The sequence below is a fragment of the Bacillus sp. TL12 genome (genome assembly GCF_022625245.1).
Lineage (GTDB): Bacteria > Bacillota > Bacilli > Bacillales > Bacillaceae_G > Bacillus_A.
In genome coordinates this window covers 275,395-289,114 of record NZ_JAJJBY010000001.1, presented here as the reverse complement: position 1 = coordinate 289,114, position 13,720 = coordinate 275,395, and the positions used below count along the sequence as shown (strand labels likewise).

Here is a 13,720-nt window from a genome sequence, read left to right as displayed (position 1 = left end):
AAGCTCTGCTAATAGCAGGGCTTTTTTAATTCGAGCGTTTCGTCATGTTAACGCCGAATATACCACCAATTGTACTTGCCCCCATTAACATAAGTTGATAGAGAAGCTGTGAGTTGGATAGAGCGTGTGAGAAACCTAAGTAGCTGACGAGAAAAACAAGAATTGTAAAGGTAAGTCCGGTTGTGAAACCGACTAACCATCCTCTACCTTGTGCCTTTTTACCAGCGACAAAGCCAGAGATGAGGGTAGAGAGGATTGCAAATATGAAAAGAGTAATTGCTAATGCTCCTTCACTAATGTTTGTGAATTTTAATAAAAGTGCAATCACCATACTTGTAACAGAAGCAAGTATTAATAAAGTGATAATACCAAACCCAATTGCTGTAGATAACTTTTTCGTTCCATCCATGATAAATTCCCCCTTTTTAATACAAGCATATTTTCAATTCTTGTAAGTTAGACTAGTTTCTTTTTTGCTGGTTAAACTACGTCGTAGAAGAAAGAAATAGAAAGGGGATTACAGATGGAACTATGGGGAATTGCCTTTCGAACAGTTCTATTGTATTTCATTATGCTACTTATTTTTCGTGTTATGGGAAAACGAGAAATTGGTGAACTCAGTATTTTGGATTTGGTTGTTTTTATTATGTTAGGTGAACTTGCTGTATTAGGAATTATCGATGCTGATCGCCCTGTATGGGATCAAATTGTTCCTATGGCAGTAATTGTGATTATTCAAATGGTGTTAGCATACGCTTCTCTGAAAAGTGGGAAAATCCGACATTTAATAGATGGTGAACCAGCCATTATTGTTCGGAAAGGGAAAATTGATGAAAAACAAATGCGAAAGCAACGCTATAACATGGACGATTTATTAATGCAGTTAAGAGAAGAAGGAATTGGTGATATTCGCGATGTCGAATATGCTATTTTAGAAGCTTCAGGAAAACTATCTGTATTTCATAAACAAAAGGATGAAAAAAATAAGGATGATACACCTATTTTTTCATTTCCACTGATTATTGATGGGGAGATGCAACAATCACATTTGCATATGATTGAACAGTCAGAAGAATGGCTTGTGAGAAAACTGAAAAACATAGGATACAGTGATATAACAGAAATTTCGTATTGTAGTTTCCAAAATGGGGAGTTTTTTGTGGATTTAAAAGATAAATAAGAAGCTTGCATTGAAAAAAGCAAGCTTCTTATTTTTATGGTTATTTCAAAAACGATAGCTTCCTGATAATCGGGAGACGCCGTAATTCGTCTTTGTGAATGAGTTTGAAAATGAGAAGAAGCAGTGTATAAAGGATGGTGGTTAATGTGATTTCCCATAATGTTTGTACGCCAAGTGAATGTGAAAAAATAATGTATCTGTGGAGGTAGAAACCGAAAGCGCCTGCAATGACAATCGCAACCCCTCCGAAAATATAATCTCTTATATAAATTGTAAATGTAATTTTTTTTAAGACAGTTGCGTAGTGAAGGAATGTCACAGTCACAATGTTAGCAGCGATTGCAATTGCGACCCCCATCATTTGGAATTCTGGGCGCGAAGCGAGTAAGAAAATAACGAGCAGTTTTACAATGGCTCCGATAAAAGTATTCATCATCGCGGCGCGTGCTAAGTTTAAAGCTTGCAAAACAGATGTGAGAGGACTTTGAAAATAGTGAAATAAAAAGCAAGGTGCAAGTAATTGAATGAATGCAGTTGCGCTATCTGAACCGTACATGAGAGTTAAAACAGGTGAAGCAAATACATAAAGAATAACGACCGACCAGCCTCCGGTAATTAAAGAAATTCGAAGAGCTTGTTGCAGACGATGTTCTACTAATCGATGTTGTTTTTTTGCCATTGCTTCACTAATCGATGGTACCAGTGCTGTAGAAAGAGCGTATGTAATAAAGGCCGGTAGTGATAAAAGAGGGAACGCATAGCCATTTAATATGCCATATTGCTTCGTAGCAACTGAAGCAGCAACACCAGCTATCGCTAAGCTTTGCATAACGATAATTGGTTCGAAAAAATAAGAGATCGATCCAATTAAGCGACTCCCTGTAGTTGGAAGTGCAATTTCCATAAGTGAATGAAAAGTTTGTTTACTTTCTTTGACAGTACTTAGAAAACCGGTTCGGATGGAAAGATGTTTTTCGCGCTGGAATAAAGTGAGTAAGAATAATAAAGAAGCAACTTCTCCAAGAACAGCTGATAGCATTGCGCCTGCAGCAGCGTATTCAACACCGTAAGGTAAAAATAGACGAATACATACGGCAATAATGGTAATACGGACAACTTGTTCTAACACTTGTGCATATGCGCTTGGCTTCATATTTTGTTTTCCTTGGAAGTAGCCACGCAAAACAGATGAAACCGCAATAACAGGAACGACAGGTAAAATGGCCATTAGCGGATAGTACGTTCTTTTATCTGTTAATAAAGTTTCAGCTAAAATAGGGGTTAGAAGCATGATTGCAATTGTTAAGATAATACTAATAACGGATGTAACAGCTAATGATACTGTTAATATTCTTTTTACTTTTTGTTTATCATTTACGGCTTCCGCCTCTGCTACGAATTTTGCAATGGCAACAGGAAGTCCGATTTGTGTTAAGGTAATTGCTAAAATGAAAGTAGGGACAGCCATCATATAAAGACCGACGCCTTCTTCTCCTAAAATACGTGCCATTACAATCCGATTTATAAACCCAAGAATTTTTGTAATAAAACCAGCTAGCATTAAAATAAATGCGCCTCGTAAAAAGCTTTGTCTTGTCATGGTCTTCTCCTACCTTCTCAAAATCAATGGAATGATTTACAATAATTTATATGCACGTATGAGACAAGAATGACAAGCATTTAAGAGGATGAACACATAAAGTAAAACTTCTACTAGGAAGGTACTCGAGAAATGGAACTCTTAAAGGCGGTTATTGCTGTCCGTTAGAGCGGGATGAAAAGCGACTTTTCGTGCTGAAATAAAAAGGAGATGTGATGTATGATTGAGAAAGAAGATTTGGTAGAAGCTTACCGCGGACAGTTGCAAGTCGTTTTAGAAAGTAAAGTAGAAGAATTTCAAATGATCGGCTACGACCGAGTGACGACTGAGGATATATGGAAATGTTTAAAAAGTAAAAAGTGGAAAAAGGTAGATAGTGACGTTAGATTATATGAACTTGTGAATGATGTGCTAACATTAACAACAAATGAGTATATGACATATTTAACGGTAGAAGCGTATCAAGAACCACTTGGGTCATTTGAAGAATATGAAAATAAATAACCGGCTGTAATTGGTTTGTTCTTCCTTTTGCAGTATAATGATAGGTATTGATAAAGAGGAATGTATATGTCAGAGATTCTAAGTAAAGGAGGTAGAAAGCAGAAAACATAACAATTCGTAGTAAGATATAGGGTTTTGTTGTACGTCTATGGCGTGGAACTGAAGGTTTACCTATATGGCTAGTAGCACTAGTAGAAAAGTTGAAAATTCACAGAAAGGAAGCCTACTAATTAGACAAACACATAAGTGTAGAGAAATACCTGTGAATAAACAAAAATGATTGTTACAGGAATTGTCTAGCGTAAATGAATGATATGATTTGTTTATGATTTTAGTAGCAGAAAGAAGGTACATATGGTAAAGCGTAGTACTAGAATTGTCGCCTTTTTTCTCATCGTATTATTAATCGGTGGAATCATTGGTGCGACAGGAAAAAACATAACAAAAGGAATTAGTCTTGGACTAGACCTTCGCGGTGGCTTTGAGATCTTGTATGAAGTAAAGCCAGCGAAAAAGGGTGATAAAATTGATCGAGAAGCACTTGTAAGTACAGTAGGTGCTCTTGAAAATCGTGTGAATGTTCTCGGTGTAAGTGAGCCAAATATTCAAATCGAAGGAAAAGATCGTATTCGTGTACAGCTTGCGGGTGTCAAAGATCAGCAAAAGGCACGTGAAATCTTATCTACTCAAGCAAAATTAACATTCCGTGATGTAGATGATAATCTTCTCATGGATGGAACGGATTTAAAGGGCGGAGGAGCGAAGCAAACATTTGATGATCAAGGTCGACCAAGCGTTGGGCTTACATTGAAAAGTGCTGATAAATTCCGCGAAGTGACTGAAAAAGTATCTAAAATGCCACCACCAACAAACTTAATGGTGATTTGGCTTGATTTTGAAGAAGGTAAAGATTCTTATAAAGCAGAAGCAGCAAAACCAAATCCGAAATTTTTATCAGCAGCAACAGTAAATCAAGTATTTAATCAAAAAGAAGTATCCATCGTTGGTGGAAACTTTACGGTTGAAAGTGCGAAGCAACTTTCAGACTTATTAAACGCTGGTGCACTTCCTGTTGATTTAAAAGAAATGTATTCAACATCTGTTGGTGCGAAATTCGGTGAACAAGCATTACAGCAAACGATTTTTGCTAGTATAATCGGGGTTGCTATAATCTTCTTATTTATGCTTGTATTCTACCGCTTGCCAGGACTTGTAGCGGTTATCATGTTAGGTTTATATATTTTCGTAACATTGCTTGTCTTTAACTGGATGCATGCAGTCCTTACGTTACCAGGTATTGCGGCACTGGTGCTCGGAGTTGGTATTGCGGTTGACGCGAATATCATTACATATGAGCGACTGAAGGAAGAATTACGAATTGGTAAATCGATGATGTCAGCATATCGCGCGGGTAATCATCGTTCGTTAGCGACAATTTTAGATGCAAACATTACAACAATAGCAGCGGCTGGTGTGTTATTCGTTTACGGTACAAGCTCTGTAAAAGGGTTTGCGACAAGTTTAATTGTGAGTATTTTAGTCGGCTTTATTACAAACGTATTCGGTACGCGTTTCCTACTTGGATTACTTGTGAAAAGCCGTTACTTCGATAAGAAATTATCTTACTTTGGTGTGAAAGAGAAGGAAATTATTCCATTGTCAAAAGGTGTAGAACATGCACCAACGAGATTTGACCGTATTAACTTTGTAAATATTGGTCACAAGTTCTTCTTATTCTCAATTGTAGTTGTTATTGCTGGAGCAATTATACTACCAATTTTCAAAATGAACCTTGGAATTGACTTTGCAAGTGGTACACGTATGGACCTACAGTCAAAACAAGCGATTAGTGTAGATCAAGTTCAAAAAGATTTACATGAATTGAAAATTGATGTGAAAAAAGAGGACATTGTACCAACTGGAGATGACAATAAAGGTTTTGCAGTTCGTACAATCGGTGTTTTATCGAAAGATGAAATTGCAAAAGCGAAAACATTCTTCCACGATAAATATGGTACAGATCCGAATGTAAGTACAGTTTCGCCGACAATCGGGAAAGAGATTGCACGAAATGCATTTATCGCAGTTATGATTGCATCGGCGGTTATTATTTTATATGTGAGTATTCGTTTCCGCTTCACATACGCATTATCTGCGGTAATCGCATTATTGCATGATGCGTTCGTTATGATTGTGGTGTTTAGTATCTTCCAATTGGAAGTAGATTTAACGTTTATCGCAGCGGTATTAACAATCATTGGTTATTCCATTAACGACTCGATTGTTACGTTTGATAGAAACCGTGAGCTATACAAGCAGAAAAAACGAATTCGCGACGTGAAGGATTTAGAAGAAATCGTAAACTCAAGTATTCGTCAAACAATTGGTCGTTCTATTAATACAGTTCTAACGGTGTTGTTCCCAGTTATTGCACTCCTTATCTTTGGTAGTGAATCACTGCGAAACTTCTCACTTGCATTAATGGTTGGATTAGTTGTAGGTACGTATTCTTCTATCTTTGTTGCTTCTCAAATTTGGCTAATGCTTGAAAATCGCCGATTGAAAAAAGGAAGAGGTAAGAAGAAAGTAGAAACTGAAGTATCTGAACCACAAGTATAAAAATGAGAAAAAACATATAAAAAGATGATGCCCCTTTTGGAGGCATCTCTTTTTTCGTTTGCGGATACACTAAAGTGACACTTCCTTTAGCGCTTTTTTGCTAAAGGTTAGTGGAACCAATCGGGGTCTAAGGGACAGTGAAACTTCTTGAATAGGCAAACAAGGTACTGTCCCTTAGACCGGGGTAAAGTGATACTTTCTTTAGCGCCTTTTGCTAAAGTTTAAAGTGGGAGTGTTAGCTGCATAGTTAATGCGGAATAACAAGGGAGTTTGAGAAAAGAAGGGATTTTATTTATGGAAAAAGATGAACGTTTTAAACAGGCGGAATTTGGTGCTATTGTTGGAATCGTTGGAAATATTGTCCTAGCGATTGTGAAAGCGGTAATCGGCTATATTGGAAATAGTAAGGCGCTTTTAGCGGACGCAGTTCATTCAGCGTCAGATGTAGTCGGTTCGTTAGCTGTCTTTTTTGGATTACGTGCAGCGAAGCAACCGCCCGATGAAGATCATCCTTATGGGCACGGAAAAGCGGAATCAATTTCAGCAATTATTGTTGCAGTGTTATTATTTATTGTTGGGATTGAAATTGCGATTTCTTCTATAAAGGCCTTTTCGCAGGACCTGGAACCACCGAAGGAAATTACAATTTTTGCGGTTATCCTTTCTATCGTGGTAAAAGAAGCGATGTTTCGGTATAAGTATCGATTAGGGAAACGGGTACACAGTGATGCAATTATTGCAAATGCATATGAGCACCGTTCAGATGTGTTTTCTTCAATTGCAGCTTTAATCGGGATTTGTGCAGCTATTATAGGGGATAAATTAGGCGTAGATTGGCTTGTATATGCCGATCCTGTTGCGGGGTTATTTGTTTCTCTACTTGTTGTAAAGATGGCATGGAGTATTGGGAAAGAAGCAATCCATACAACGCTTGATCATGTCCTCCATGAGGAAGATGTTATTCCGTTGAGAGAAGCAGTTCTTGGAGTAGAAGGTGTGAAAAAAATCGGTTCCCTATATGCGAGAGAACATGGTCATTACGTTATTGTTGATATTAAAGTGTCTGTTGATCCATATATCACAGTGGAAGAGGGGCATCGCATTGGGAAGCATGTAAAAGAGGTATTGATGAAACAAGATAACGTACAGAATGTATTTGTTCATATTAATCCGTACTCTCCTGATTGAGATGAAACGAGTAAATAAACATCTATTTATAGAGATATTTAATCTTAGTTAATAGAACTTGTATCATATTGTCACCCCTTAATCTGTCTTGTATAATGGACAGGTTAAGGGGTGATTTCGTGTTACAACCGAAGACGCGTTGGAAAGAAAAGTCATTTAATGAAGAGCAGGTAAGTGAGTTGGCAAGTAAATTGCAATTATCACCGCTTGTTACTTCGTTATTCCTCGGTAGAGGTTTAGATACAGAAGATAAGATTGTGGACTTTTTAAATACAGAAAGACAAGAATTTCACGACCCATTTTTACTTGAAGGAATGGACCGTACAGTAGAGCGTGTAAAACAAGCCATTCAAAATGGAGAACAAATTTTAATTTTTGGTGACTACGATGCCGATGGTGTAAGTAGTACAACAGTGTTATATCTTGCTCTTCAAGAACTAGGGGCGGATGTTGAGTTCTATATTCCAAACAGATTTACGGAAGGATATGGGCCAAATGAAGAGGCGTTCCGCTGGGCACACCGTGCAGGATTTTCTCTTATCATTACTGTTGATACAGGTATTGCAGCAGTTCATGAAGCTAAGGTTGCAAAAGACCTTGGTATAGATCTCATTATTACAGATCACCATGAGCCACCACCAGAACTGCCAGAAGCACTTGCGATTATTCATCCAAAGCTAGAAGGCGGCGTTTATCCGTTTCATTATTTAGCAGGCGTTGGTGTTGCGTTTAAAGTAGCGCATGCATTACTTGGACGTGTACCGGAGCACTTATTAGAAATTGCAGTAATTGGTACGGTAGCTGATTTAGTGTCGCTTCATGGTGAAAATAGATTGCTCGTACAGCGTGGACTGAAACAAATGCGAATGACGAAAAATATTGGTTTAAAAGCATTATTTAAAGTAGCAAATGTTTCACAAAGCGAGATTACAGAAGAAAGCATTGGCTTCTCAATCGCACCGCGTATTAATGCAATTGGTCGTTTAGAAGATGCGGCACCAGCAGTTCACTTGCTTTTATCAGAGGATCCTGAAGAAGCGAAAGAGCTTGCTGAAGAAATCGATGAAATGAATAAGCTACGTAAAGATATAGTAAAGCAAATTACAGAAGAGGCGATTGCAGAGGTAGAAAACAATTATCCGCCAGAGGACAATAAAGTACTAGTGCTTGCGAAAGAAGGATGGAATCCAGGTGTAATAGGGATTGTTGCTTCTAAGCTAGTAGAGCGCTTTTATCGTCCAACAATCGTGTTATGTATTGATCCCGAAAAGCAAACAGCAAAAGGATCTGCTCGTAGTATTGCAGGATTTGATTTGTTTGCAAACTTATCAGATTGTAGAGAATTGTTACCACACTTTGGTGGTCATCCAATGGCAGCGGGAATGACGCTTCATATGAATGATGTGGAGGAACTGCGCTGCCGTTTAAATGAGCAGGCAGAAGCGATCTTAACACCTGAAGACTTTACACCGATTACAGCAGTTGATGCTTTTTGTAAAGTGGAGGATGTGACGCTCTCGGCAATTGAGGGAATGCAGAAGCTTGCGCCATTTGGCGTTGGAAATCCGAAGCCGCGTATCGCAATTAAGGATGCCGAGTTAGAAAGTATTCGTGCGATTGGATCAGATGGTTCTCATTTAAAGATGGCACTTCGTGATGGACAAGCAACGCTAGATACAATTGGTTTTGGTTTTGGTAGTTACGCGAAGGAAATCTCTCCAGTTGCCACTGTTTCAGTTGTTGGGGAAGCTTCAATTAATGAGTGGAACAATTTTAAGAAACCGCAACTAATGATTCAAGATATTGCAGTAGAGGCATGGCAATTATTTGATTGGCGTAGCATGCGTAATGTGGAATCAAATTTAGCAGAACTTCCGAAAGAAAAAGTAACAATGGTGTATTTTTCTGAAGAGGTATTAAATAAATTTTCTTTAGAAGAATATAAAGAACAGCTTATGCATGCTTCAGAGGTGACTGAGCTAGATGATCGTTACATTGTTTTGCTAGATTTACCAAAGGCAACAGACGAATTACGTGGTTTATTTAAGGTAGGCTTCCCAGCGCGAATGTATACGCTGTTTTATCAAGAGAATAATCATTTATTTAGTACGATTCCAACAAGAGAACATTTTAAATGGTACTATTCCTTTTTACACCAAAAAGCACCATTTTCTTTAAGACAGCATGGGGAACAACTATGTCGTCATAAAGGTTGGTCAAAAGATACAGTAAATTTCATGACACAGGTGTTTTTTGAGTTAGAATTTGTTACAATAAAAGACGGTGTCATTTTTATGGCAGAAGAAATGAAAAAGCGTGATTTAATTGAATCGAACACATATCGTGAGAAAATGAACCACCTTCAATTAGAAAAAGAGTTGGTTTATAGCACATATCAACAACTATATACATGGTTTGAAGCGATTCGTAATCATAAAGAAGTAGAACAGTTAGGGTAAAGGCCTTGTATTTACAGACCTTTATATCTGAGGAGGATTCAGAAATATGGATTTCAAGCAACATATCGCAATTGTACCGGATTATCCGAAAGAAGGTATCGTGTTTAAAGACATCACACCTTTAATGAACGATGGGAAAGCATACAAAGCAGCAACAGATGAAATCGTTGCTTATGCGAAAAAAAGAGACATTGATCTTGTAGTAGGCCCAGAAGCACGTGGTTTTATTATCGGTTGCCCAGTTTCTTACGCGCTAGAGGTAGGGTTTGCACCAGTTCGTAAATTAGGGAAATTACCTCGTGAAGTAATTACAGTTGACTATGGTAAAGAGTATGGGAAAGACGTTTTAACAATCCATAAAGATGCGATTAAACCAGGTCAACGTGTATTAATTACAGATGACTTATTAGCTACAGGTGGAACAATTGAAGCGACAATTAAGCTAGTTGAAGAACTTGGCGGAGTTGTAGCAGGGATTGCATTCTTAGTAGAGCTTACTTACTTAGATGGCCGTAAAATGTTAGACGGTTATGATGTATTAGTGTTAGAAAAATACTAATTATTATATAGGTAAAACTACGGCGATAGAAAAAGTACCCGTGAATCTCTTGGAGAGGAGCGGGTACTTTTGTATAATTGTACAAAAAAGTATGGTGAAATATCTGTAAAATCTTTTCCTTTTCACAATTCACAATCATTAGGTTATAATGATAGAATAAAATTTATTCTAATGATAAGGGAAAAGTCAATTTTCAATAAAAGGTGATTCGATGGCAAATGAGCAAGTACTAACAGCTGAACAGGTACTCGAGAAAGCACGGCAATATTTAGCAGATGATGATATTGAACTAGTGGCGCGTGCCTATGAATATGCGCGTGACGCACATAGTGAACAGTATAGAAAATCGGGTGAACCATATATTATTCATCCGATTCAAGTTGCAGGTATTTTAGTTGATTTACACATGGATCCATCTACAGTGTCAGCAGGTTTTTTACATGATGTAGTAGAAGATACCGAAGTTACATTAGAGGATATTGAACGGGAATTTAATAAAGAAATTGCAATGCTTGTTGATGGGGTTACAAAGCTTGGGAAAATTAAATACAAATCGCATGAACAACAGCAAGCGGAGAACCATCGCAAAATGTTTATCGCAATGGCCCAAGATATTCGTGTTATTTTAATCAAATTAGCTGACCGTCTTCACAACATGCGTACGCTGAAGCATTTGCCACAAGAAAAGCAGCGTCGTATTGCAAATGAAACGTTAGAAATCTTTGCACCTTTAGCTCATAGACTCGGAATTAATACTATTAAATGGGAGCTAGAGGATACAGCGCTTCGCTATTTAAATCCGCAGCAATACTATCGCATTGTTAACTTAATGAAGCGGAAACGCGCAGAGCGTGAAGAATATTTGGATGAAGTCATGACGGGTATTCGTGACAAACTGAAAGAAGTAGCGATTCAACCAGATATTTCAGGACGCCCAAAACATATTTATAGTATTTATCGTAAAATGGCACTTCAAAATAAACAATTTAATGAAATTTATGATTTATTAGCTGTGCGCGTTGTTGTGAATAGTATTAAAGATTGTTATGCGGTGCTTGGTATTATCCATACATGTTGGAAACCGATGCCAGGTCGTTTTAAAGATTATATTGCTATGCCGAAAGCAAATCTATACCAATCTCTTCATACAACCGTGATCGGGCCGAAAGGTGACCCGCTTGAAGTGCAAATTCGTACGAAAGAAATGCATGAAATTGCAGAGTACGGGATTGCCGCGCACTGGGCGTATAAAGAGGGGAAAGCTGCAGAAGCAACAGGGACCCTTGAGAAGAAACTAACATGGTTCCGTCAAATATTAGAATGGCAAAATGAAGCTTCTAATGCGGAAGAGTTTATGGAGTCATTAAAAATTGATCTGTTCTCTGATATGGTATTCGTCTTTACACCAAAAGGCGATGTCATGGAATTACCCCTAGGATCAGTTCCAATTGATTTTGCTTACCGTGTCCATTCAGAAATCGGGAATAAAACAATTGGTGCAAAAGTAAACGGTAAAATGGTAACACTTGATTATAAGTTGAAAACAGGTGATATCATTGAAATTTTAACGTCTAAACATTCGTATGGACCAAGTCAGGACTGGGTAAAACTTGCTCAAACGTCTCATGCGAAAAATAAAATTCGTCAATTTTTCAAAAAGCAGCGCCGAGATGAGAATATTGAAAAAGGTCGCGAGCTTGTAGAGAAAGAAGTACGAGGTTTAGAGTATGAAATGAAAGAAGTATTAGCACCTGACAATTTAAAACGAGTAGCTGAGAAATATAACTTTGCGAATGAAGAGGATATGTTTGCAGCAGTTGGATATAACGGCATTACGGCGGCACAAATTGTAACGCGTCTAACAGACAAGTTCCGTAAACGGGAAGAAGAACAAGAAATTGTTGAAGTGAAAGAAGTTCGTAAACCGATGAAAATTCGGAAATGGGATTCTGGTGTAAAGGTAAGTGGAGCTGATAATTTATTAATACGCTTATCGAAATGCTGTAACCCAGTTCCGGGAGACGATATTGTTGGATATATTACGAAAGGACGCGGTGTGTCGATTCACCGTCGTGATTGCGTCAATGTGCATACGGAAGAAGCACAAGAACGTTTACTAGAAGTAGAATGGGAAGGTAGCCCAGAGAAAGAAATTGAATACAATGTTGATATTGAAATCTCTGGATATGATCGCCGTGGTTTATTAAATGAAGTTCTGCAAGCTGTTACAGAGACGAAAACGTACATTTCAGCTGTATCAGGTAGAAGTGATCGTAATAAAATGGCGACGATCAATATGTCTATTTCTATTCGTAATTTACATCATTTGAAAAAGGTAGTAGAGCGTATTAAGAGAGTACCAGAAATCTATGCAGTACGCCGCATGATGCATTAATAGGGAGTGTATAAAATATGAGAGTTGTCTTGCAACGATCCAAAGCAGCGTCTGTTACAGTAGATGGTGAGATTGTGGGACAAATCCCGTTCGGTTTAACATTGTTAGTTGGCATTACACATGAAGATACAGAGAAGGATGCAACGTATATTGCTGAGAAGGTTGCGAATTTACGTATTTTTGAAGATGAGAACGGGAAGATGAACCATTCGGTACTTGATAAAGAAGGACAAGTTCTATCCATTTCACAATTTACACTGTACGGAGATTGCCGTAAAGGAAGACGCCCAAACTTTATGGATGCTGCGAAACCAGACTACGCAGAGCGCTTGTATGATTTCTTTAATGAAGAACTTCGCAAACAAGGACTTCACGTAGAAACAGGAAAATTTGGGGCAATGATGGATGTTTCTTTAATTAATGATGGTCCGGTGACCTTAATTTTGGAAAGTAAGTAAGGGTGAAGAGAGGAGATATACAATCCTCTCTTTTTTATTTGTTAAAAAAGGGATTTTTTGTAACAAAAACGTATAATGATATCATCTGGAAATAGTGGGAAATATTAAAATCGTGTGCTCCTATGGGAGAAGGGGAATCTGAATAAGGTGTTGTCGCGCTATACAATTTAACGGTACTCCGACAGAAGTCCCCTTCCTCAAGCACGTGCAGGACATAGTCCAGTGGTAGGGAGGGGTCATTCACGGTATGTTACGTTAGCGAGCGTATTTGTGGTGGTAATTATTGTTAACCGTGTTTTGATGCATGTATGGGAACAATAGTGTTCTGCTTTTACCTCTGTGTATAATCACGCTATTAATATGGAACAATAGAAGTAAAAACATCCATATTGATTGTGAGGGATACACGTATGCGCATGAACGAAAAAGGGCACTCTGTGACGAACGGAGCGAACCAATTATTTAATGTGAATTTCCATGAATTTATCGACAAAGAGCAAAACAATACTTCTATGGAGCTCGCTTCTGAATTTGGTATTTCTTTACAAGATGTCAAGCGATTGAAGAGGCAGATTGAACGCTCCTAAGAGACTTGACAACTGTTAGGAAGAAACGTATAGTAATTTTATATTTACATATGAAGAGAACCGATGATAGAGAAGAGTAGATGAGAGACACGTGAAAAGAGAAGAAATGTCCTAGGCTGAAAACATTTCTATACGATGACTGATCGAATGACACTCTGTAGGTTTCAACTT

General features: G+C 37.9%; 11 protein-coding genes and 1 other annotated feature (1 of these 12 cut by a window edge). Of the genes, 9 read left to right on the top strand and 2 right to left on the bottom strand.

Annotated features, from left to right (window positions below):
• Positions 1–25: 25 nt before the first annotated feature.
• Positions 26–409 carry a TIGR04086 family membrane protein gene (locus LOK41_RS01570; RefSeq protein WP_241814875.1) on the bottom strand — a complete coding sequence of 128 codons (384 nt, stop codon included), beginning with the start codon at positions 407–409 and terminating at the stop codon, positions 26–28.
• Positions 410–523: 114 nt separating this feature from the next.
• Here LOK41_RS01570 and LOK41_RS01565 point away from each other — a divergent pair, with 114 nt between their 5' ends.
• Entirely contained in the window at positions 524–1,180 is a 657-nt protein-coding gene (locus LOK41_RS01565; protein ID WP_241814874.1) for a DUF421 domain-containing protein, read from the top strand.
• 40 nt (positions 1,181–1,220) lie between these two features.
• On the opposite strand, the gene spoVB is transcribed toward LOK41_RS01565, so the two are convergent.
• Positions 1,221–2,780 carry a stage V sporulation protein B gene (spoVB, locus tag LOK41_RS01560; protein ID WP_241814873.1) on the bottom strand — a complete coding sequence of 520 codons (1,560 nt, stop codon included), beginning with the start codon at positions 2,778–2,780 and terminating at the stop codon, positions 1,221–1,223.
• Between the two features lie 219 nt (positions 2,781–2,999).
• Between spoVB and LOK41_RS01555 the strand changes: the two genes are divergently transcribed.
• The 8 genes from LOK41_RS01555 (at position 3,000) to LOK41_RS01520 (ending at position 13,549) form a co-directional block, all read left to right on the top strand.
• Entirely contained in the window at positions 3,000–3,284 is a 285-nt protein-coding gene (locus LOK41_RS01555) for a post-transcriptional regulator (RefSeq protein ID WP_174098883.1), read from the top strand.
• Positions 3,285–3,638: 354 nt separating this feature from the next.
• Positions 3,639–5,903: a protein translocase subunit SecDF gene (gene secDF, locus LOK41_RS01550; protein ID WP_241814872.1), complete on the top strand. Its 2,265-nt coding sequence runs from the start codon at positions 3,639–3,641 to the stop codon at positions 5,901–5,903.
• Between the two features lie 294 nt (positions 5,904–6,197).
• Entirely contained in the window at positions 6,198–7,091 is an 894-nt protein-coding gene (locus LOK41_RS01545; protein WP_241814871.1) for a cation diffusion facilitator family transporter, read from the top strand.
• A gap of 119 nt (positions 7,092–7,210) precedes the next feature.
• Entirely contained in the window at positions 7,211–9,550 is a 2,340-nt protein-coding gene (gene recJ, locus LOK41_RS01540) for a single-stranded-DNA-specific exonuclease RecJ (protein ID WP_241814870.1), read from the top strand.
• A gap of 46 nt (positions 9,551–9,596) precedes the next feature.
• A complete protein-coding gene (locus LOK41_RS01535) occupies positions 9,597–10,109 on the top strand; it encodes an adenine phosphoribosyltransferase (RefSeq protein WP_033672699.1) in 513 nt (170 codons plus the stop codon).
• 211 nt (positions 10,110–10,320) lie between these two features.
• A complete protein-coding gene (gene relA / locus LOK41_RS01530) occupies positions 10,321–12,504 on the top strand; it encodes a GTP diphosphokinase (RefSeq protein WP_174098888.1) in 2,184 nt (727 codons plus the stop codon).
• A gap of 17 nt (positions 12,505–12,521) precedes the next feature.
• Positions 12,522–12,962 (top strand): D-tyrosyl-tRNA(Tyr) deacylase, encoded by a 441-nt coding sequence (locus LOK41_RS01525; RefSeq protein WP_241814869.1) that lies wholly within the window; start codon positions 12,522–12,524, stop codon positions 12,960–12,962.
• Between the two features lie 410 nt (positions 12,963–13,372).
• Positions 13,373–13,549, top strand: a complete 177-nt coding sequence (locus tag LOK41_RS01520) for a hypothetical protein (RefSeq protein WP_001242606.1) — start codon at positions 13,373–13,375, stop codon at positions 13,547–13,549.
• 54 nt (positions 13,550–13,603) lie between these two features.
• Positions 13,604–13,720, top strand: a binding site (T-box leader); it runs 116 nt beyond the window's last position.